The organism is Collinsella sp. TF08-11AT (genome assembly GCF_003437035.1).
GTDB lineage: Bacteria > Actinomycetota > Coriobacteriia > Coriobacteriales > Coriobacteriaceae > Collinsella.
This window is the reverse complement of sequence record NZ_QSRL01000001.1, coordinates 467,117-489,984: the sequence shown is the minus strand read 5'-3', so window position 1 is coordinate 489,984 and position 22,868 is coordinate 467,117. Positions and strand designations below refer to the sequence as shown.

16 protein-coding genes and 2 tRNA genes are annotated in these 22,868 nt (G+C 55.8%); 5 read left to right on the top strand and 13 right to left on the bottom strand.

Annotation, left to right across the window (positions count from 1 at the left end; genetic code table 11):
- Positions 1-514 precede the first annotated feature (514 nt).
- The 12 genes from DXC79_RS01990 to purB all read right to left on the bottom strand — a co-directional run bounded on the left by DXC79_RS01990 (position 515) and on the right by purB (position 12,712).
- Positions 515-1,312, bottom strand: a complete 798-nt coding sequence (locus tag DXC79_RS01990) for a TraX family protein (protein ID WP_117563997.1) — start codon at positions 1,310-1,312, stop codon at positions 515-517.
- Positions 1,313-1,505: 193 nt separating this feature from the next.
- A tRNA-Lys gene (locus DXC79_RS01985) sits at positions 1,506-1,581 on the bottom strand.
- Between the two features lie 28 nt (positions 1,582-1,609).
- Complete coding sequence (locus DXC79_RS01980; protein ID WP_117634755.1) at positions 1,610-2,890, bottom strand: aminopeptidase; 1,281 nt, start codon at positions 2,888-2,890, stop codon at positions 1,610-1,612.
- Positions 2,891-2,979: 89 nt separating this feature from the next.
- On the bottom strand, positions 2,980-3,555 hold the full coding sequence (locus DXC79_RS01975; protein ID WP_055251296.1) for a hypothetical protein: 576 nt from the start codon (positions 3,553-3,555) through the stop codon (positions 2,980-2,982).
- A complete protein-coding gene (locus DXC79_RS01970) occupies positions 3,556-4,434 on the bottom strand; it encodes a phosphoribosylaminoimidazolesuccinocarboxamide synthase (protein WP_117563999.1) in 879 nt (292 codons plus the stop codon). It lies immediately after the preceding gene.
- 118 nt (positions 4,435-4,552) lie between these two features.
- Positions 4,553-6,118: a cell wall metabolism sensor histidine kinase WalK gene (locus tag DXC79_RS01965; protein WP_117634753.1), complete on the bottom strand. Its 1,566-nt coding sequence runs from the start codon at positions 6,116-6,118 to the stop codon at positions 4,553-4,555.
- 11 nt (positions 6,119-6,129) lie between these two features.
- Complete coding sequence (locus DXC79_RS01960) at positions 6,130-6,852, bottom strand: response regulator transcription factor (RefSeq protein WP_006236208.1); 723 nt, start codon at positions 6,850-6,852, stop codon at positions 6,130-6,132.
- A gap of 153 nt (positions 6,853-7,005) precedes the next feature.
- Positions 7,006-8,217 carry a twin-arginine translocation signal domain-containing protein gene (locus DXC79_RS01955; RefSeq protein WP_117634751.1) on the bottom strand — a complete coding sequence of 404 codons (1,212 nt, stop codon included), beginning with the start codon at positions 8,215-8,217 and terminating at the stop codon, positions 7,006-7,008.
- On the bottom strand, positions 8,217-8,480 hold the full coding sequence (locus DXC79_RS01950; RefSeq protein WP_117629999.1) for a TIGR03905 family TSCPD domain-containing protein: 264 nt from the start codon (positions 8,478-8,480) through the stop codon (positions 8,217-8,219). Before DXC79_RS01950 ends, DXC79_RS01955 begins: the two co-directional genes overlap by 1 nt.
- A 113-nt stretch (positions 8,481-8,593) precedes the next feature.
- A complete protein-coding gene (locus tag DXC79_RS01945; protein WP_117634749.1) occupies positions 8,594-10,393 on the bottom strand; it encodes a diguanylate cyclase in 1,800 nt (599 codons plus the stop codon).
- Positions 10,390-11,226: an ABC transporter substrate-binding protein gene (locus tag DXC79_RS01940; protein ID WP_117634747.1), complete on the bottom strand. Its 837-nt coding sequence runs from the start codon at positions 11,224-11,226 to the stop codon at positions 10,390-10,392. Before DXC79_RS01940 ends, DXC79_RS01945 begins: the two co-directional genes overlap by 4 nt.
- Positions 11,227-11,365: 139 nt before the next feature.
- The gene (purB, locus tag DXC79_RS01935; protein ID WP_022093797.1) at positions 11,366-12,712 is read right to left on the bottom strand and encodes an adenylosuccinate lyase; all 1,347 of its coding nucleotides are present in this window, start codon (positions 12,710-12,712) and stop codon (positions 11,366-11,368) included.
- 398 nt (positions 12,713-13,110) lie between these two features.
- On the opposite strand from purB, the gene DXC79_RS01930 reads away from it, so the two are divergent.
- The 4 genes from DXC79_RS01930 (at position 13,111) to DXC79_RS01915 (ending at position 18,848) form a co-directional block, all read left to right on the top strand.
- On the top strand, positions 13,111-14,784 hold the full coding sequence (locus DXC79_RS01930) for an RNA-binding domain-containing protein (RefSeq protein ID WP_117634746.1): 1,674 nt from the start codon (positions 13,111-13,113) through the stop codon (positions 14,782-14,784).
- Positions 14,785-15,244: 460 nt separating this feature from the next.
- Positions 15,245-15,472 carry a hypothetical protein gene (locus tag DXC79_RS01925; RefSeq protein ID WP_117634743.1) on the top strand — a complete coding sequence of 76 codons (228 nt, stop codon included), beginning with the start codon at positions 15,245-15,247 and terminating at the stop codon, positions 15,470-15,472.
- A complete protein-coding gene (locus tag DXC79_RS01920; protein WP_117634741.1) occupies positions 15,472-17,451 on the top strand; it encodes an N-6 DNA methylase in 1,980 nt (659 codons plus the stop codon). Before DXC79_RS01925 ends, DXC79_RS01920 begins: the two co-directional genes overlap by 1 nt.
- On the top strand, positions 17,448-18,848 hold the full coding sequence (locus DXC79_RS01915) for a hypothetical protein (protein WP_117634739.1): 1,401 nt from the start codon (positions 17,448-17,450) through the stop codon (positions 18,846-18,848). Before DXC79_RS01920 ends, DXC79_RS01915 begins: the two co-directional genes overlap by 4 nt.
- Positions 18,849-19,051: 203 nt before the next feature.
- Here the strand turns inward: DXC79_RS01915 and DXC79_RS01910 are convergent.
- A tRNA-Gly gene (locus tag DXC79_RS01910) sits at positions 19,052-19,126 on the bottom strand.
- 297 nt (positions 19,127-19,423) lie between these two features.
- Between DXC79_RS01910 and DXC79_RS01905 the strand changes: the two genes are divergently transcribed.
- Entirely contained in the window at positions 19,424-22,855 is a 3,432-nt protein-coding gene (locus DXC79_RS01905) for a SpaA isopeptide-forming pilin-related protein (protein ID WP_117634737.1), read from the top strand.
- Positions 22,856-22,868 lie beyond the last annotated feature (13 nt).

Genomic DNA, 22,868 nt, shown 5'->3' with positions numbered 1-22,868 from the left:
CGCGCGGCAAGGAGATATATTGCCAGACCGGAGGGGCGCCGGGGGCGGGAATCGCGCACTCCATATTTTGTTCACAAATGAATAGGTCCCTCAGTCACGTCACTGAGGTTATAACTGAAGCATCAGCTTCTGATATTGGCGGTGACCAGCTGGTTTATAGATGTTGAGGCATCGGTCATCTCTGGAGCGCCACTTTACTCCAAAAGCATCGGTTATTTGTTTCCCGTCGGTAAAAGGCAGGTTTTGTTCGCCAAGCGTTCCTATATATAGAAGTTCGGGTTCGAACCGTGCATCGGTAACAAAAAAGCGACCAGCCGGAGCCGATCGCTTTCTATTCTATGCTGGAGCATCCAGAGGGGTTCTTCCGAACTCATTTTCTCGCTGCCATTCATGCTTTCGAAGCATCTTTCTACAGCCCTCGTTGTCTATCCTCGTATCTCACAGGTCTTCCGGAAATTCACAAGCAGTCTTAGGGTCAATTTAGTTCTGCTTTCAGAGACTTGTTTGAGAGTTTTTAAAGACAGTTCAAAACAATAAGTGAGACACCATAAAGCAGAGCAAGATGAGCCGGATAGAAAATGTAGAAGAAATATTTGAGCTTCAGCCCTCGCTTGCCATTATAAAGATTGATAAGCAGCAACGAAACGACCGCGGCGGCAACATCAGGATTAAATATATTAGCTGTAGCAAACTCAAATCCGCCGCCAACTATATGGCATGACGAAAGGAGCACTGCGCATACTGCAGCAAAGAACATCTTGGCCTTGCTGTCGTGGAATAAATAGAATGCAGCCACAAGCAGAATGCCATACACACCGCCATCTAGTTTAGTGTATTCAGCTGCCAGTGCTGTCAAAACAATCAGAGCAGTTTCTGCGATGTACCTCTTCCATTTTGAAAGGCTTTGTATCTTTTCCAGAATTATCAAGAAGACCAAGCAAAGCAGGAGCTCACACATAACATTTTGTTGCCGAAGGTCAAATAGTTGCCCGGTTTGAACGAAATCGTATATGGGCTCCGCAATGATTGCGAAGACAAGCATATTTCGCAGGTACCTCTTTATGTCATGAGTATGCAAAAATCCCTCAACTATCAAAAAGCAAAATAAGGGAAATGCAATCCTGCCAAGAACATGAAGCACATCCGAAGCCTCGCTTAGAATCGCCCACTGTTCGTCTGATATCTGATTGTACGATGCGTGAGTCATGATTCCATTGGTCAGGACGATCCTGCTTACATGATCGAGAACCATCGAAATGGCCGCTATTATCTTTAATGTGCTGCCGCTAATTCCGTATCTATCTGTTTTCATTTCGTTTTCCTTTCTTTGGGTGGGCCGTCAGAGGTTCGGCCTGCTCTGCAGACGGCCGCTGCGGCGCTTCGCGCCTTGCGCGCTGCGCTGGCAAACGCTCACGCGTTTACTCAGCTCCGCGCCCTTTCGGGTTCGAACCCATGTCGCGGCAACAAAAAAGCGGCCGGCATCCGCCAGTCGCTTTTCTATTCTATGGTGGGCCGTCAGGGGTTCGAACCCTGGACCTTGGGATTAAAAGTCCCCTGCTCTGCCAGCTGAGCTAACGGCCCGCGGGTGGCATTGTACCACGGTCTGGGGCTATTCCCAACTCCATTGGCCGTTCTGGAAAATCACAACTTCACGTCCATCAGGCGTAATGCCCGTAATATCGATATCGTCCGTGCCGATCATAAAATCGACGTGCGTGCTCGAGACGTTAACGCCATGCTCCAGGAGCTCCTCCTTGGACATGTCATACCCACCCTCGATGCATTCGGGGAAACCGACACCCAGCGCGAGATGGCAGCTAGCGTTCTCATCATAGAGCGTGTCATAGAATAGAACGCCACTTTCACGGATCGGCGTGTTCTTGGAGATAAGCGCGACCTCACCCAGATGAGCGGCACCTTCATCGGTGTCAATAATGCTCGCAAGCGTCGCCTTACCCACGCGGGCATCGTAGTCCACTACGCGGCCCGCCTCGAACTTAATCCAAAAATCGTCAACCTTGTTACCGTGGTGAATGAGCGGCATAGCCGAATACACGATACCGTCGGCACGCATACGATCAGGCGAGGTGAAGACTTCCTCGGTGGGAATGTTGGGGAAGAAGGGGTGCCCATCGGGCGTCTTGCCCTTGCCGCCGGCCCACTCGTGACCTTTCGTCATGCCAATCGTCAGATCGGTTCCATTTGCCGAGGTGTAATGCAGGTAGTCGAAACGATTGTCGTTCAGGAAACGCAGGTTCTTTTCGAATGCGGCGTCATGGAGTTCCCAGTCGCTCTCCGGGTCCTGGCCATCGGCGCGAGCGGTATGCAGAATCGCATTCCACAGCTTATAGATTGCAACCTCATCGGCGTCTCCCGGGAACACCTCGCGCGCCCAGGCAACGACCGGCGCGCCGGCGATGCACCACGGGTTGATGTTGTAGTCCAGTCCGCGGCGGAAGACCTTGCACTGCGTGTTCCTTGCCTTAGAAGCTGCAGCAGGCTTAGCGGGATCGATGCCCTTAAGAGCGGCAGGGTCCGCACCCTCGATAAAGATAAAGCAGGCACCATCCTGGGCCAGTGAATCAAGCTGCAGGCGCTTCCACTCGGGCGTCTGCTCAAAATAGCTTTTCTCGACATGCTCGTACGTGAGCCTCGTCACGGCGTCATCGGCCCAAATAACCGTCACGTGACCGGCACCGGAGGCATAGGCCTCCGCGACCACCACGCGCGCAAACGGCGCGCACTCGACCGGAGACTGAACGACAACCTCCTGACCGGGCTTGACGTTTACGCCCTTGCGGACAACCAGGCGCGCATAGTTTTTAATCTTGGGCTCTAGGGCCTTCATGCCCTCCAGAGCCTCTTCGACCGTCAGGGCAGCTCGAATCATGTGCCACTCCATCTATCTATAGAACAGTAAAAAGGCGCGCCGCAAAAACGACGCGCCTTATATCTTAGCGATAAGTATGCATGCAAACGCTACTTCTTCTTGGAGTCCTTCTTGTCCTCCTCGGCAGCCGAGCGCTCGATAAGGGCGTTGAGCTTGTTCTCGGACATGCCCTCGGCCTGCGTGCGGTACATGTTGCGCAGGGGACGAATACGAACGAAGTCGTAGATGAAGTCACCCAAAATGACGACGTAGGACAAAACAATGCCGACCATCTGGACAGGGCTGGACACCATGCCAGCGGGAGCGAAGTACAGCGAAGCCCAAATGGCCACGACGAGCACCATGCCGATAGTGAGCACGGCCCACCAGATGCGGCGGCGCTTGGTGTAGTCCTCATCCTGCTTGAGAAGGATATTCGACACCGTGTAGATGCGATCCTCCTTGGCGCGCTGCTTAGCCTTGCGGGCGCGCTTCTCCTCTTTAGAGAGGCCCTCGAGGTTCTCGCCCTTCTCGAGCTCTTTGCGGCGTGCCTTAGACGAAGCCGGCACGACGCGGACAGAGCTCGCTGCCTGACGGGCGGGCTTGGCGGATGCAGCGGACTTGCGCGCAACCCCGGTAACCTCGTGGGATTGCGTGCGCTTGTTCGTGGCGCTACGGGTACTCACTTATGCGTTCTCCTTCATGCTTGTGAACTGGGAGCCCGTGATGATCTGGAAGGCCTCGCGATAGCGCTCGGACGTGCCATCGATGACCTCGGCGGGCAGATGCGGGGTCTCCCCCGTCATATCCCAGTTGGCTTTGAGCCAATTGCGGACGAATTGCTTGTCGTAGCTGGGCTGAATCTTGCCCTCCTCGTAGCTGGCGGCAGGCCAGAAACGGCTGGAGTCGGGCGTGAGGCACTCGTCGATCAGCGTAACCTTGCCATCGATGACACCGAACTCGAACTTGGTGTCGGCAATGATGATGCCACGGGTCGCTGCATACTCGGCGGCAGCCTTGTAGATCTTGAGGGAAAGGTCGCGAATCTGCGTGGCGATGTCCTCGCCCACGATCTCGCAGCAACGCTCGAACGAGATGTTCTCGTCGTGGTCACCGATCTCGGCCTTCGTGGACGGCGTGAACAGCGGCTCGGGAAGCTTGGAAGCCTCGGTCAGGCCCTCAGGCAGCTGGATGCCGCAGACGGTGCCGTTCTCGTCGTAGGTCTTCTTGCCCGAACCGGTCAGATAGCCGCGGACGATGCACTCGATAGGAATCGTCTGGGCCTTCTTAACCAGCATGGCGCGGCCGGCGAGGTAGTCACGATACTCAGCAAACTCCTCGGGGAAATCCGCCGGGTCGATGGAAACGAGGTGGTTGGGAACGATGCCGGCAAACTTATCGAACCAGAATGCCGAGATGCGGTTGAGCACCTCTCCCTTAAACGGAATCTCGTCGGGAAGAATGAAGTCGAACGCAGAAATGCGGTCGGTGGCGACCATCAGCAGGTTTTCACCGGCATCGTAGATATCACGAACCTTGCCACGGGAATCCGGACGACGCTCCATCGTTGTCACGTGAGTCACTCCTTACCAAAATACGACAGTAATGCGGGTTCTTTCCCGCACGTTTTCGCAAACTCGGAGCGGCAGGGACGAAACCCCTCCTTCACCGAATAGCGAAAAGCTAGTGCTCCATTGTAGTAGATGCCGCGTCCGCCGTGTGCTCGCGAGGCAGATGAATCGTAAAAGTCGTACCCTTTCCAAGCTCCGACTCCACGGATATGTAGCCGTGATGGCGCTCGACGATCTGTTTAGTCACGGCGAGGCCCACGCCCAGACCGCCCGCCTCACGGGCACGGCTGGCATCGGCGCGCCAAAAACGGCCGAAGATGCGCGACAAGTCATCCTTGGCAATACCGATGCCGGTATCAGAAACGGCAATGCTGACGTGTTTGCGGTCACTGAGCACCGACACCACGACCCAACCGCCCTCGGGGGTGTAGCGCATGGCGTTGCTCATGAGATTGATGACGCATTGTGTGATCATGTCGGGATCGGCTTCGACGACATCGTCGTGACCTTGGGTCTCGTCAGCAAAGCGCAAGCGCAGATCGCGGTCGACAAACAGGCGCTCCTGGGCATTGACGATGGAACGCACGAAAGGAACCATGTCCACCGGCTCAAGGTTGAGCGGAGCCGTGCTGTTTTCCATGCGCGACAGGTCGAGCATCTGCTGCACCAGACGAGCCAGGCGACGCGTCTCGGAAGCAACAGTCTCCAAGTGCTCATCGTCGGTAGGATATACGCCATCCTGCATGGCCTCGACCGTTGCGAGCATGGCCATAAGCGGAGTACGAAGTTCGTGAGCCACGTCCGAGGTCAAACGTTTCTCGTGTTTCATATCCTTCTCGAGCGAAGTGGCCATCTCATCGAAGGTCTCACCCAGCTGATCAATCTCGTCATCGCCGCGCAAGCCCGTACGAGCAGACAGATCGCCATCGCGAATTTGCTTGGCCGTGCTGGTAATACGGTGAATCGGCTTGGTGAGCATGCGCGACACGAGTGATCCGATAACGACCGAAATGCAAACTGCAACAACCGCAGCAAGGGCCATGGCGTTAAAGGTCTTCTCCCTAAACGCAGAATCTGCCTTGGTGAGCAAGGCATCGGAGCCGATGGCCCACAGCTTTACTTGTCCGACATGCTCGCCGGAAGACGTTATGATTTCGACGTTTGCAACGCTATCGGAGCCGGTGGGAGCCGACGAGACCGGACTATGCGATGCTTTTTTCCCGCTCGAGCTGCTCGACGGCGATTCGTTCTCGCGCACATCGGCGGTCGCGCTTGCCGAAGGCCATGAGTCGTCATAAACGACAACGCCTTTCTTGTTGACGACCTGCATACCCAAATCGTCGGACACCAAACTCGATGTCGCGACCGTACGTAGCTCGCCCGCAGTCCAATTGCCGTTTTCCTCATACGACGTCGCAAGCTTTTCGGCAGCGGAATTTGCGATTTCGACGATATTGGAGCGCGTGTAATCCGAAAAGACCGTGCCCCACACAACAGAGACCACGCCCACCAGCACCAATACCGTCATGAGCGATGTCAGAGCAAAAGCAAGTGCCATGCGCGAGGGATAGCTCATCGTTGGCCGTGAATCGGAACGAGGCGTGTTCCAACTAGCCTTGGAACCCGCCTCGCTCTCCTGCTTGTGCTTTTGTCCGATTTCAAAGCGCGCAGGTGTCATATGTGATTTCCCTATTTCTCGTCCGACTTATCGGTCTTGGCCGGAGCCTCGAAGCGATAGCCGACACCGTGGACGGTGTAGAGCCACTTGGGCTTCTTGGGATCATCGCCCAGCTTGGCGCGAAGGTTCTTCACGTGGCTATCGATGGTGCGCTCATAGCCCTCAAAGTCGTAGCCGAGCACCTTCTCGACCAGCTCCATGCGGTTGTAGACGCGACCGGGGTGACGGGCAAGCGTGGTGAGCAGCTTAAACTCGGAAGCCGTCAGGTCGACTTCCTTGCCCTCGACCAAAATCTTGTGGCCCGAGATATCGATGACCAGATCGCCGAAGTCGAGTACCTCGACGGCTGGCTCGTCGGCCTGATGGGCACGGCGGAACAAGGCGCGTACGCGCGCGACAAGCTCGCGCGGCGAGAACGGCTTAATCAGATAGTCGTCGGCGCCGAGCTCAAGACCGATAATACGGTCCTCGATCTCGCCCTTAGCCGTCAGCATGATGATGGGGACATCCGAGGTATCGCGAATGGTGCGGCAAACGCGCTCGCCGGGGATCTTGGGGAGCATAAGGTCGAGCACGACCAGGTCAAACTGATGCTTCTCGAACTCCTCGATCGCGGACTGGCCGTCGCCGACGCCCACAACCCAGTAGCCTTCGCGCTCGAGATAGGCAGCGACGGCGTCACGGATTGCCTTCTCATCCTCGACCAGCAGAATCTTTTTTGCATCTGAAGCCATAACACGGCCCCCCTGTCTCAATTAGCTAAGAACAAGCCCATTTTAACGCACCTGAACCCGCCGGATGCCACTATGACGCGGCAGCTCGGCGGGCGGTACTCACAATTACAACGCGCTTATTCCCCTGTTGGCGCCTTTTTAACCCCTCTAAGCTTAAAGAGAGAATAGGCGTGCGGTGACCGTCTCTGGTATACCCTGGCTGTTGCGCACCGTGGCGTACGTAAGGAATGAGTCCGATTTTCCCGCCGTAGCTGGATAATCGCCATACTCCAGGGCTCGGTCGGGCGACAGAAGCGAGCCGTAGGTCTTAGCCGAAGTGTCAATCAAAAAATGCGACGCCTGGACTTTAACCAGGTATTTATTTTTCCTTCCCGCAACGCACGCGAGCGGCTCACGCGAAAGGAAGAGGTACGGCCCGCCCTCGTTACCGATATAGGTGCCCATATTGCCCAGGCTACCCACACCGTTATACGTCGCCTCAATGGAGAACACGAAGGTGTCGCCCATATATACGGCCTCGAAAGGCGAGACTGACGAGGGAAGGACTAGCTGGGCACGTTTGGTGTTGTTGCCATCGGTCAGATCGATTGCCGTTATGCCGTAGTAGACGCCTTCGTCGTTGCGGACACGCGGCGAGATGGTCAAAATGCCGTCGCTCGCGCGCGGGGCCGATGCAAAGCGGCCCATCGATTTCCAAATTACCTCGGCCTTGGATTCATCAAGCGAGCGACGATAGCAAAACGAATCACTACTCGTTTTATTGCCGCCTGCCGAAGGCATTTTATACCAGATGACCGATGACCCGAACGCCGTAAGCAGGGGCGGATCATAGTCCTTGCCACCTCGATCGAGCTCAGCCACGTCGCCAGAGAGCGAAGCGCCCGACAGATTTTGAGCGTAGAGCTTCCACGATGAATTGGCAAAGTTCATCTCAACCCACGCAAACACGCCATCGCCGGCACGGACATCGTAAAAAGCATATCCCGTGCCCTCGATAGGATCCTCGATTAATGTGGTAAGCGAGCCATCGCCCAGGTTGAGCACACCAAGCGTATTGGCATGCAGGGCAGAAGCAGGCGCCATCATCGCGGCGGCGTAGTCGCCATCGCAGTAGTACAGCAGCGTGCCCAGCGGCAGCGTCCACGACGCCGCCGGCTCAAGATCGATATCGACGGCCTCATACTCATCCGTAATCGAGACAATCTTTGAGTCGTCTTTGATAACTTGTGGCTCGCCGGCAGCATCGTCGCTGGTACCCGTTTTCTTTGAGCATCCGGCAAGCACCGTGGCAGCGCCCGCGGCAGCCCCTCCGAGCACAAAGCCGCGGCGCGATATTCCGTTCTTGACGTGGTCGGCGATACCCATTAGGCGATCTCGGCGCGAGCGGCCTCGATAGCGCGCGTGAGCTGATCGGCGCAGGAGGTCTTTTTCATACCGCAGGTATTACCAGCGAGAACCTCGATTACACGATCGGCAGGAGCGCCCTCGACCAGCTTAGAGATAGCCTTGAGATTGCCGTTGCAGCCGCCAGTAAACTCAACGCCCACCACCTTGTTGCCGTCATCGGACAGGTCAAGGTGGATATTGCGAGCGCATACGCCCTGAGGCTTGTAATCAAAACTAATCATTGCGTTCCCCTCTCGTAAAGCAATTTCAGACGTCTATTATCCCCGTCCGAACCGATAAAGTATCGCGGGCACCGATTCAACATTCCCCAGTGCGCAAACCGGCGGCAGCAATACTAGCAATCTGCTTCCCGAGCGTGGACTTTTCGTTTCTCTTGATACATGTTGTGGTCAGCGATGTGGTAAATCTCGGTCAGTGTATAACCAGGTGCCTCTGCCGTCGCGACGCCAAACGACGCACTGACTGTCAGCACCTCATCGCTCGCAGCAGCAAGGCTGAGGCGAAGATCTTGCACTACTTCACATGCGGATTCGCGATCGGTGCGAGGGCAAATCAGCAAGAACTCGTCGCCACCAATGCGCATAGGCACAAACTTCTCGCCTGCCGTTCGCCTCAATACAGACGCCGTACGCCGTAGCAGCTCATCGCCCATTTCGTGACCGTAGAGATCGTTGGTACGCTTGAGGAAATTGCAGTCCATCATGATCACACTCACGGGCAGGGAATCGTTCACCAGGTCGTCGCCAAGGGACTCAAGGTAATTTCTATTGCGAAGTCCCGTCAGCTTATCCTGGAAAGAAAGCTCCTCGGCGCGCTTTGTCATCGAGATGTTATGCGTCGCCACGACGACCGACTCCAGTCGACCCTGCTCATCGCGGCGCTGTGGAACAACCTGCAGCGAATACCACGTACCTCGGCAGTCTCGTACCTCGGCATCCAAGTACGGCATGCCCTCCATACGATCCTGAAGCGTCTTTATATCTAAGAGCTCCATGACCGCCTCGCGACTTTCGGGACTCACAATGTCTCGGCAAACCGTTGCAAAAAAATCATATGCCTCGGCGTGCTCGGAAAATATCTTTGCCACCGATGGCGACATGTTAATTCCCTCGATCTCGAGCGTATCGAGATGCAGCAGGAAGGTCGACTCATATATGGAACTGATAGCATTGATGATGCCGAGTTGCTTGTCCTTTTCGGCCAAATTGCGACGATCGGCAATGTTGCGCGCCAACAGCACTACAACCCAAAACGCCAAGCACACCAGCACGCCGGCAGCGATAAATGAAATCCTGCCCGACATGACCTCAGATTTGGGATAAAGCGCAAACAGGCGATAGTCCTCATACGCCGCACGCACGGCATACCAGGTACTTCCCCGATATTCGATACGTGTTAAGCCTTCGTCTTTCCAATCAATTCCGCTATCGGCAAGAAGCCGGGCAAGGGTTAGATCGACATTCGAATCGTTTGAGGAAACGATCTGCATATCGCGCATCACGAGCACCGTTGGGCTCTGATGGAATGTGTTGTTCACGAGCACGTCGGCGATCGTATACGAATAATCATCGGCGGGCTCGGGCGCAAGCGATCGATACCCCAGCGCTACGCCATCACCGTACGGAACAACACTCACGGCAAAGTCGACATCGCGACGCTCAACGACCGTCGAGTAGGACACCTTGGATCCTCGATACATCGATGCGACCGACGAACAGGCCAGCTCCTCTCGCCACAGCATCAGCGGATCGCGACCATCAATATCGTAATGAGCGGCCATATGGCCGTCGGCGTCCATGACCAACATTCCCGAAAGGTGCTCGGTATGGACGTACTCCTCGACGAGGTCATCGTTGACTTCAACGTGATCAGACGGCAAGAACGTCGAAAACGACTCGAGCGCGGCATCCAAATTGTGCGTCGCTTCGGTTTTTCTTCCCTGTTCATATCGGTCATATTTTTCGCAGGCGTTTTTTAAAAACACCATGGTTTCCTGACCAAACCCAAGCGTTTTATCGAGACAGCGATGCGTGCCGACCATATACAGCAGACCCAACAGGACAGCGCTGACCACAACGCAGATAGCCGCGGTGACTAATGCCTTTCGGCGCAAGCGGCGCTCATCATTTGTCATGATTCCGCTCCTTGCCCGTCCGTCGTCGCCCCTGCCTTGTACTTGCCCACAATGCGCTCAATCGTGCCATCTCGATCCATCTCGAACAGCACGGTATTGAGGTTTTTGACGTACTCCCCCTCATAGCCGTCCTTAAACGCGACGCCAAGGTCAACCGTCATAACGTTGTCAGCGAACACGCGGTAAAGGCCGGGATACTGGGCGACAAGTCGATCAAGCGACTGAACGTCCGCCATCCAACAGTCGACATACCCTTTGGCGAGGGCGGCTTTGCAGAGCTCGGCAGAACCGTACGATTTGATTTGCACGTCCGGCGAGATTTCCAGATCCCCTGCGAGCAATCGGCGTTCGCTCACCGAGCCCGCAATCACCGCGATGGTCTTGCTTCCATCGAGATGCGCCAAGGACTTGATGCCGCTCGTTTTCTTGGCGGCAACCGAGACCGGCACGGTTAGATACGGCTCGGTCCAGTAATACTTATCCTCGCGATAGCAGGGAGAATAATCACACCACAGGCAATCGATATCACCGTTTTTGAGCAGCCGGTCGCGATCGTTCCAGTCAATATCGACAAACTGTGGCTTGAGCCCCGCACGCTTGCAGGCCTCGCGGGCGATGTCGATATCGATACCGACGTAATCGCCCGTGGTATCGATATACACATAGGGGTCGTTATCCGTAACGCCGATTTTGAGTACTGGGAGATCTTTGTCGGCTTCATTCGAGGAGGAAGAACTGCTTCGAACGGTATACGTCAGGGCGACCACACAGGCAGCAACAAGGAGCATGAGCGTAAACGAGACAATGGCGACTCGCTTGATACGTCTGGGCACGCTCCTCCTTTCATCGAAACAGCAGTAAAGTTCATTTTATTACCGGGAGCCAATGCGGCAGTGAAAAAAGCGCCTTGCCCAAAACGGGCAAGGCGCCAATGGTTGAAATGCATCCGCAGGCGGTCGAATTAGGTCAACCCTACTCGAAGCTCAGCTGCTCCAGACGATCGAAGACCGTGTCGATGCGGGTGAGGAAGTCCCACGGATCAAAGATCTCGTCGAGCTTCTCCTGGCTGACGGTGCAGCGCGGATCAGCCTCGAGACGCTCCTTAAAGGTGGGGCCGGAGACGCAATCCTGTACCTCGTGCCAGGTTGCCATGGCGTTCTCCTGCACAATGGCGTACGCGTCCTCGCGGGTGATGCCCGTGTCGACGAGGGCCAGCAGGACCTTGGAGGAAAAAATGAGGCCGCGTGTCTTGTTGAGGTTGGCCATCATGCGAGCGGGATACAACTGCAGGCCGTCGATAACGCGGATGAGGCACTGGAACATGTGGTCGAGCGCGATGAAACTATCGGCCTGGGCGACGCGCTCGGCAGAGGAGTGCGAAATGTCACGCTCGTGCCACAGGGCGACGTTGTCGAAGGCAACCTGCGCGTTGGCCTTCACGACGCGCGACAGGCCGCAGACCTTCTCCATGGTGATGGGGTTGCGCTTGTGCGGCATGGCGGAGCTGCCCTTTTGACCCTTGCGGAACGGCTCCTCGGCCTCGAGGGTATCGGTCTTCTGCAGATTGCGAACCTCGGTAGCGATGCGCTCGCAGGTGGCCGCCGTGGTGGCAAGAACACCGGCGAGATAGGCGTGATGGTCGCGGCTAATAACCTGCGTGGACAGCGGGTCGTGAACCAGGCCCAGGTGCTCGCAGACATACTCCTCGACAAACGGCTCGATGGAGCTGTAGGTGCCGACAGCGCCCGAGATGGCGCCGAAGGCAACATTCTTGCGGGCGTCCTCAAGACGATCCAGATCGCGCTTGAGCTCCCAGGCCCAAGAGCCAAACTTCATGCCGAAGGTCATCGGCTCGGCGTGGATACCATGAGTGCGGCCGGCACAGAGCGTATTGCGCTCCTCAAAGGCGCGACGCTTGCAAATCTCGCCGAGCTTCTTGACGTCCTCGATGATCAAGTCGCAGGCCTGGGTGAGCTGGTAGCACAGAGCCGTGTCGCCCAGATCGGAGCTGGTCATGCCATAGTGAACCCAGCGGCTGGGCTTGGGGTCGCCCTCGGGAACATCGGCATCGATGTATTCCTTCATGTTGGTCAGGAAGGCAATGACGTCGTGGCGCGTGACTTCCTCGATCTCATCGACCTTCGCCTTCTCAAAGTTGGCATGATCGCGGATCCACTGGGCCTCGTCTTTGGAAATACCGATCTTACCGAGCTCCGCCTGGGCCTCGCAGGCCAGAACCTCGATCTCCTGCCAAATGGCGTACTTGTTCTCGAGGGAGAAGATGTGTCCCATCTCCGGGCGGGTATAGCGATCGATCATAGCGGCTCCTTTTTGGTTATTGGCACGTTGGTCGTAACCCAACCATTGTACCGTGCGCAGGTGCAAGTATGGGCAGCAGGCATGAACCTAACATTTTGGAATTGGAGCGGGCAACGAAGATGGACAGCAGCGTCACCGCAGCAGGCGGCAATAGTTCCGTGTACTAATGTAATTTCACGCGTTATCCGCGAAGCTACATGCGAAATTACATTAGAAGAAGACACATTATTTTCCGTTTCCCCTGGCAGCTAATCTGCGAGGTAAATTAAAAGTACAGACATTATATGCACTGAAATATATGACCTTACAGTCGGCCTACAGCCTTATGCACGGGCGGCTAATGTAACAGGAGATATAATTACATTAGTTGCGGATAAAATTACATTATATGGAGTGTCATGATACGGAAAACGAGCGAAATGCCCTCCCTACTTCTGCGCATCATTGCAGACGTCGAGACCGAGGTCGTCGAATACAAGGCAGCAAAGCAGAACTATGACTTCGAGGACATTGGCAGGTATTTCTCCGCCCTCAGCAACGAGGCCAATTTACGCAAGGCAGAGTGCGGATGGCTTTTCTTTGGCATTTCAAACGACCGCAAGATAAAGGGAACCGCCTACCGTAAAGAACCCCAATCGCCAAGTGTCGGCCTGCGACGCCTAAAGCACGAAATCGCCCAATACACCAACAACGGCATGACTTTCGAAGAGATTTACGAGTTTGAGGTTGATGACAAAAGAGTCATTGCTTTCCAGATACCGGCTGGCAGCTTCGCAACGCCAACGACTTGGCACGGAATCCCTTGGTCACGAGAGAATGAGTCCCTCGTAGAGATGCCCAAGTTCAAACTCGACGCCATTTACGGGCAGAGCCGGCCCGACTGGTCGCGCCAGATTGCCTACGAGGCAAACTTCGGTGACCTTGATCCAGATGCAGTTAGCTTTGCATGCTCCAAATTCGTCGAAAAGTTCGGAGAAAGCCAGCCTGCCGTTCGTAGCCTCGACGAAGAATCTATCCTTAGCAAGATGGCGCTTGTGATCCACGGCCACGTGAGCAATGCGGCGCTCGTTCTTCTGGGCAAACCGGAATCGAGTGTCTTTCTGGGTGGCATTGAGCCGCGCATCACTTGGACGCTCTACGCGAGCGACGGCTCCACTATGGCCTATGAACACTTTGAGCCGCCCTTCATTCTGCAGGTCGATCGTATCCTGGGAAAGATAAGAAACGAAAAGTATCGCTTCTTCGACCGCGAAGAGACGCTATTTCCCACCGAAGCGCATCGCTACAGTCCCGAAGTCATTCGAGAACTTCTCCACAACGCTATTGCGCATCAAGATTTCAGGATGTCAGGAAAGATCAATGTCCTTGAGTATGAGGACAAGCTTATATTCAAGAACGAGGGTGCCTTTATCCCCGAGACGATAGAGAACGCGCTCGCGAGCGGCTACAAGCCGCCCTACTACCGTAACCCCCTGCTTTCAAGCGCTATGAACAAAACAGGCATGATGGACCGCAACGCCATAGGCATTCGCAACGTCTTCGATATTCAGCGCAACCGCCTATTACCAATGCCCACCTACGATCTATCTGAGATTGGGCGCGTTGCCGTAACGCTGTACGGTACGGTTCTCAACGAGGACTATTCTCGACTTCTCGCAAGCAATCGAAATCTTGATTTGGTGACAGTGCTGCTGTTGGACCTCGTTCAGAAGGGACTACCCGTCACAAAGGAACAGTCACGTCTGCTTCACGAACAAGGCCTCGTTAGGGGCCGTTACCCCAAACTGACGGTCTCAGCCGAGGTGGCAGCAGCCACCGGTGCCCACAGCGAGTATGTGCGAAACAAGGGCGTAGACAATAGCGTCTTCAAGGAGTTGATCTTGGAGCTCCTGCGCGTGCGCCCATGTTCAAGAGCGGAGATTATCGCAGGGCTGGATCATGCCTTGCCGGCAGACCTTACGGCAAAGCAAAAAGGCGACCATGTAAGCTATCTGCTCCAAAGCCTACGGAAAGCTGGCCGCATCACCAACGCTGGAAGCACTTCGGCAGCTGAGTGGCACATAGTCGAGTGATATGGCTCGCGATTTCGATTCTGCCAAACAGGCACATTCCAAGCCAAGTTCGCAACTAGCCCAGAATGTGCCTGACTACCAGTCGTGATAGGACGCATCCTCCGTCGTCTGGCATCGCGCAGCGTCAGGCAACAGCGCATATGGTTGATCCAACTGAAGTCGACATCCAATCGGGCATTGCAACCTTGCGAGACGGCAGTCTCATACAACAAAAATAGTTCCCTGCCACTCCATGCACGAGCGGCAGGGAGCGCTCATGGCGGATCATTTCTCAAGCTCCACCTTCCTCAACCGTAAAAACGTCCAATGTCTTAGAGGCCGTTTTTACATTTGTTGGCTTCTATTTCTTTAATTAAAAATCATCCTTTACCTGCTGATTCGTGATATTTTGCTTGTCTACATATAGGTGTAGACCTATACTAATTCCTATTATGGCTAAGCTATGTCCTTGGGAGGTGCCATGCCGTCAGAAGCTCAGAAGCGAGCCGATCGTAAGTACAAGCACGACAAGACCCAGCAGTTCTGTCTGCGGTTCTATCCCGCCGAAGAGGAGATTTGGTCATTCCTCTCCGCACAGGAAAACAAGCAGGGATTTCTTAAAGATTTGATTAGCCGCGAGATGGGCGTCGCATCGGGCGGCCCCGCACGCGTTGATACCAACACCAAGGTTGGAAGGACGGAATCGTAATGTCGCAAGTGAGCAAGACTTCGGTCATCCAGCCGGAGACTATACTGGACTTCATCGACGGCGTGACGCAGCGCAGGGACACCCCCGAGGAGCGAGTGCGCCAGGAAATCCTAAAGTCCCTCGTGCGTGAGTACGGTTACAAGAAGGAGCAGATCGGGGTCGAGGAGTCGATCAAGTTCGGCAGCAACCGAAAAGCGGTCGACGTCGCCATCTGGGAGCCGGGAAAAGCGCACACCCAGGAAAACATCCACATCATCGTCGAGTGCAAAGACCCCAAGACCAAGGCCAAAGGCAAAAAAGACGGCGTAGATCAAATGCACTCCTATGCGTCTGCCTGCATGAACTCGACCTATGGCATGTGGACCAACGGCGACGAGTTGCTTACCTTCCGTTACGTGGTGGACGATGCCGGCAAGCGCGGCCCCGAGGCCGTGCCCGATCTGCCACATGCTGGTGGCGAGGTACCCGACGACGCGCCGCGCTTCGACCAGTTGCGCCCCGCCGCCAGTGACTCGCTGCTGTACTCGTTCCGCCGCTGTCACAACTACATCGCCGGAAACCAAGGCATCCAAAAGGCCGAGGCATTCCTTGAACTGCTCAAGATCATCTTCTGCAAAATCCAGGATGAGCGCGACTCCGAGACGCCAACGTTCTACATCACGCCAACCGAGCGCCAGGGCGCCGCGGGTAAGAAGAAGTGCCGCAAGCGCATCGAGGCACTCTTTGGAAACGTCAAGCAGTCGTACGAGACCATCTTCAAGGCCGACGAGCGCATCGCATTAACCGACGATGTGCTCGCCTACATCGTGGCGCAGCTGCAAATGTATTCCCTGCTCGAGAGCGACGTGGACGTTAAGGGCCACGCGTACGAGACAATCGTGGGCTCCAACCTGCGTGGTGACAAGGGCCAGTTCTTCACGCCGCGCAACATGTGCCACATGATGGTGCGGATGGTCGACCCGTCCGAAAACGACGTCATCCTCGACCCCGCCATGGGCACCTGCGGCTTTTTGGTCACGGCCATGAATTACGTGCTTGAGAAGATCAGAGACTCCGTCGAGGTGAGCGGGCGCAGCAAAGCAGCCAAGCAAGAGGCTCTGATCGCGCGCAAGCGCGAGTTCCTGTCCAAGCATATCGTGGGCATCGACTTTGATCCCATCCTAGTGCGTGCCTCCAAGATGAATATGGTTATGAACAACGACGGCACCGGACAGCTGTTCCACGCCAACTCGCTCGAGCCGTTCTCGGGCTTTGAACCCAAACTGCAAAAGGCGCTGCGCCTGGACGCCGCCGACATTGCGGCAAATAAGGCGCTGCAGCCGGGGCACGGCGTTACGGCGATTATGACCAACCCACCTTTTGGCTCCAAGATTCCTATCGAAGACCCGGCGATTCTGGAATCCTTCGACCTTGGACACACCTGGTCGTGGTCCGAGGAAGATGCCGAGTGGAGCATGGAACCCAAGCTCTTCTCATCTCAGCCGCCCGAGATCCTCTTCATCGAGCGGTGTATCCGCCTGCTTGAGCCCGGCGTGGGTGTGGCGGCGCTCGTCATTCCCAACGGCATCCTGGGCAACCCGGGTCTGGGCTACGTGCGCCAGTGGATTTTGCGCCATGCGCAGATCCTGGGTTCGGTAGACATGCACCCGGATGCGTTCCAACCCAACGTGGGCGTGCAGACATCCGTCCTTGTGCTGAGACGCTGGGACAGTGAGGAAGAGGCATACTGCAAGGACGGTACCTTCCAGGATTACAAGATATTTATGGCCATCTGTGACCACGTAGGGCACGACAAGCGTGGTCAGACCACCTATGTACGCGACGATGACGGCTACCCCATTGTGCAGGAGCAGACCACCGCGGTGACGGGCAACGTGGGCTCCGAAGAGGAGAGCAGCCACACCTCGAAGGAGCGCGTGGTGGACGACGAGACGATGGCGATCGCCGGCGCCTTCTTTGAATGGAGGCGAGACCAATGACGATCGCGCCTTTGGTGAAGAGCGTCCGACTTTCCACCGTGCTGGGCGGCGACGTGAGGCTCGAGGCGTCAACCTACCTGCGCGACGGGTACGGCTTCGTACGCCTTGCCAACCAGTGCGACAACCACAAGAGGCTCGGTGACCTTACCGACATTTGGCAGCCGAGCAGACTGACGGGGTATACCGTGCCGGAAGGCAAAGGGCTACCCTTCTTTACCGCCGGCCAGGTGTTCGAGGACTTTCCCCGAGTGAGGAAGTGGCTCGCCGCGCCTTTCGTGCCCCAGGCTGATTCTAGATTCGTCAATCAGGATTGGCTGCTGCTTTCGCGCTCGGGCGTGGTGGGCAACGTTACCGCCGTGTACCCGCATCACCTGAACAAGGTCATCACGGACGACCTGTTGCGCATCGAGCCGAAGGACCAAGACGAGTACGGCTGGCTCTACGCGTATATGAAGACGGACTTCTTCAAGCAGATCGCACGAGCGTCTCAGTACGGTCACATGATCAAGCACATCGAGGTGGCCCACGCCAACGAGTTTCCGGTCATCATGCCCGATGCGGCCACGCGCAAAGCCATCGGCGACAAAGCTGCCGAGGCTGTGCGCCTGCGCGGCGAGGCCTGGAAGCTGCGGGACGGGGCGTTTAAGCTGTTGGAGAAGGAGGTCGGTATTGCTTGTGAGGCAGAAAGTCCTGCAGGAACATGCGTGGTGAGTTTATCCAAAGTTATTGACAACAGATCGCGCCTTGATGCTGACAGTTATGCCGGCTCTATAAGCGCCGTAGACTCATTGGTTGACGTAATGGAGTATGCGCCACTTGCTGAACTTGTAGAGGACGTCGAAGAGCTTCCTCGCTTCAAGCGGTTTTATGGCGATTCCAACGTTCCCTTTGTGGGTGTGTCCGAGGTCTTTGACGTTAACACTCAACCGACAAAATTTGTTTACGCCAAGCTCATTAAAAACTGGGAGCGTTACATCCTAAAGCCGGGAACTCTCGTCATGGCATGTTCTGGTCAAAAGTACGGCATCCTAGGACGAGCTCTTTTGCTCACGGAGAATCATGAGGGAATGTTTGGCAGCAACCATCTGCTGAGAATCTATCCCGACGTTACAAAGATTCGAACTGGCTACCTGCTTGCTTTTCTGAACAGTCCCACCGTTGGCAGGCCGTCGGTCGTTCGTTGCGCATACGGAACCTCGGTGCCTCAACTTAGCCCTATCGATATCAAAAAAATTCGCGTTCCCCGTCTTGGCGCGGACGTCGAATCTGCCATCGCCGACCTTATGGACAGGAGCGTGAGCACCTCGGCCAAGGCTGACCAACTTGAGAACGAGGCTACCAAGCTGGCACAGGAGCAGGTCGATATCGCCATCGAGAAGGTTGTCTCCAACACCTAGTGAGGTGACCTTTTAACCGCCGTTAAGCCTATAGCCTCAACACAAACAAAATGCAACGCGTATCGTAGTAAGTTGGTTAACGGCATAGTGTGAGAATTCACACTTGGACATTTGATTAACGCTCGCACCCTGTCGGGTTCGAATCCCAGCACTTTATTGAAAAAAGCACGGCACCGTGATGGTGCCGTGCTTGTGCTCTTAACTGGAGCGGGCAACGGGACTCGAACCCGCGAGTGTCAGCTTGGGAAGCTGATGCCTTACCACTTGGCGATGCCCGCTTGTGTGTTGGCTAGTATAACGCGGTTTTCTTGTTCGATACAAGGGTGGTGATGCTTGTTTTAACTGTGGAGATTCGTTTGAAAATCGCGTCAATTGTGGAGATGAGGACCTTTGACCTCCTGTTCTCCCTATCTTCTACCTGCGCTTTTGCTTGATTGTTGTATTTGAGCTCAATTTGTCAGGAATTGGGCAAGCTTTTGGTCAGGCTCCGGTACTTACCCGCATGAACCTCGGGGGTAGCCTCATCCTACGCGTCGCAGCCTCCCCGTGCGGCGCACGAGGGATAAGGAGCAGCCATGTCCAACGCACCCACGCACTCTGTCCACAGCGCAATCACAACAGGTCCGCTGCTCCTGCTCCTCTTCCTGCTTTTCGGCTGCCTGGCACCGGGAGCCGCATTTGCCGTCGATGGCTACGACCAGCTCGGCTTCCGCACTATTAGCGATGATTGTGGGCCCTTCTTCATCGGCAAGTATGAAGCTCAAGACGCCTCGATTGCCTACTGCATGAACCAGGAGCGCCCCGGCCCCACCAAGCCGGGCGGCCCATGGCTCAACTTTGATCAAGGCTGGGTGTGGCTCGACGACGAGTTCGCGGCAATCGTTTGTCACGGATATCCTACCGCCACGTCGTTTGGCGGTTACCATCTTTCACCAGATCGCGCCCGCGCCGCCACCCAGCTTGCCGTATGGATGCTCAACGGCACTACCCATGTCGACGGCACCTACTCCTACACGACCGCTCAGGGCAAAACCAAGAGTGGACACTTTACCGCCGACAATGAAGTCGTGGCGGCTGCGCGATGGCTCCACGACAGCGCAAAATCAGGAAGCATCAAAGCCGCTCCGCACCGCGCGCGGCGCTATCTAGGAGCCGTATCGGGCGGCAGCAAACGTCAAGACATGCTCTATGTACTGCCGGCGGTCTCTGTTTCCTTCCAAAAGCAGTCTGCAAACGCTGCCATTACCAGCGGAAACAATACTTATCAGTTTGACGGGGCAACATTCGATGTTTTTGAGAGCGCCAGCGGCGCGCGTGTCGGCACCATCCAGATGGACAGCAACGGTCGAGCGCAGGCAGCACTTCTGCCCAATACGGCATACTACCTAGTTGAAACGAAGGCGCCGGCCGGCTATGTCCCCCGTCGTGATCGCATCGCCTTTACCACGGGGAATGACGGTGGACAGGTCGCCATTGAAGAACAGCCCGGCACCATCAACCTGTGTATCGTAAAACTCGATGCCGCGACGGATGCCGGACCCCAGGCTGGAGCTTCACTTGCGGGAGCAGAGTTCACGTGCGTGTCGCAATCCACCCCCGGATGGGCGCAAACCCTCACAACCGATGAAAGCGGTCGAGCTACCCTCACCGATGTCCCCCTAGGAACCTTTACCATCTATGAGTCAAAAGCCCCCGAGGGCTACCTGCCAGCCAACGACAGCTGGTCCTATACCGTTGGAGCCGACCAGCTCGGTGATTCAGGCGTGGTCGAGATCGAATCTCGCGTTTCCGATATCCCCATTGCGTTTGACCTTGAGATTTCCAAATTCAAGGACTACGGCAATAGCGATCAATCCGGCCTGGAGCAGCCGGCAGGAGGTGTTGTCTTTGAGGTTGTCAGCAACAGCTCTCAGCAGGTTGTTGGCACACTGACCACAAGCATCTATGGCTTTGCCTCCACCAAAGATCAGTCAGAAGCATGGTTCGGCGCAGGCAAGCGACCCGCCGGTGTCCACGGAGCCATCCCATACGACCGCGCCGGCTACACCGTTCGCGAGGTTCCGGAAACCGTCCCCGAGGGTTTTAAACGTGCAGGGGAATGGACCGTCGGGGCCAATCAGATTTCCGACGGCGCCGAGCTTCAATATATCGTGGACAACCACGCTCTGTCGACGCATCTCCAGATTGTAAAACGCGATGCCCAAACAGGCGCTTCTGTTCCGCTAGCCGGATTCACCTTCCAACTCCTCGACAGCAATCACAAACCTGTCTCACAAACATGCTGGTATCCAGCACATAATGTAATGGACACCTTTACGACTGACGCGACCGGCACCGTCACACTGCCCGAATCGCTCGTGCCGGGCACCTATTATGTACGCGAAACCTCGGCCAAAGAGCCCTATCTTGTCGGTGAAGAGATCGAGGTAAACATACCCACCGACATGAACCTAACGCCCATTGCAATCGCCTCGTATTATGATCACACCGCGACCGGAAACATCAGGATCGTTAAAACCGATGCCGTAGACGGCAGCAGCCTCGCGGGCGCCATCTTTGAGATCCGTGCCTCGGGTGATATCGTGCGCTCCGACGGTAGCATTGCCGCGCTCGACGGTGAGACTGTCGCTAGCGTCACAACGGATGAAACTGGAGAAGCACGCGCGGACGACCTCCCGCTGGGATCTGGCACCGCACGCTACGAGGTTGTCGAGACTCAAGCGCCGGCAGGCTTCTTACTCGATCGGACATCCCATATTGTCGACCTGACTTATGCCGACCAGAAAACACCCGTTGTGGAGGCACGGCTTAACGTATCCAACGATTACACCAAGGTTGACATCTCCAAGGTCGATGCAAGCGGAGAGCAGGAAGTGAAAGGCGCACAGCTCACCTTATATGGTCCCGATAAAACCGAAATAGACTCCTGGACCTCATCCGACAAGCCGCACCGCGTCGAACATCTTGCACCCGGCACCTACTCGTTGCGCGAAATGATGTCTCCGCGGACCTATGACCTTGCCGAGGAGATAACGTTTGAAATAAAGGATACGGGAGAAGTCCAATCCGTCGCGATGAAGGATGCGCCCATCGAGATCAAAGGACAGGTCGACAAGCGTCAGGAGCTTGTCCAACCTATCGGGAAGGGTCTGTTGGCTAACGGCGATGGAAAAAACCGCGCCGCGATGCAAACCAATACGGATGGGCTTTTCTCCTATACCATCGATGCTCGAAACGATTCCGCTACTTGGGTTGATGAGTTTACGATTACCGATGATCTTGAGTGCGCCAAAGACGGCACGGCGAGATTCGTCTCAATCGAAACCCCCGTCGCCATCGGCGACCTCAACGGTCTGTGCAACGTGTGGTATCGCACGACGCCGTTGGACTCGACAGACGTCGATGAGCCGGCAAACGCGACTCTTGGCGATGGGCACGAAAATCCTTGGCTTGAGTCCGACGAAGTAAAAGAGAGTCTGGGTGAAGATTGCCGCCTCGTCGATTACGACGGCTGGCACCTCTGGAAGGCGGATGTCTCGACCACGGAATCCGCCACACTCGAGGCGAAAGAACTCGACCTTGCATCCAATACCGTCGTGACGGGCATTCGCATTGAATACGGTGCGGTAGCCGCCGACTTTACGACTCGAAGCGATACGGATTCTTGGACCCGTGATGATCTCAAAGATGAGCACGACGACCTTGACGATGCCAAAGCAATCCTTGGCACAGATGCTCGGGGCGCAGTCGTGCACATGCAGGCAACGTCGGCTTACACACCCCAAACTGCACTCACCAACAGCGCACGCGTCGATCTTTGCCGCAACGGCGGCGGCGATAAACTTGAGTCACATGACGAGGACCGTGTCATTCAACGCTGTACCCTACCGCAGGACCTACCGGCAACAGGATCAGCTCCCATCGCCGCTTGCATCACCGCGCTCCTGACCTCGGGTGCCGCAGCCCTATGGTTCGCTCGCCTTAGGTCAATCCCAAAGAAGCGCTAGAGCGATGAAAAAG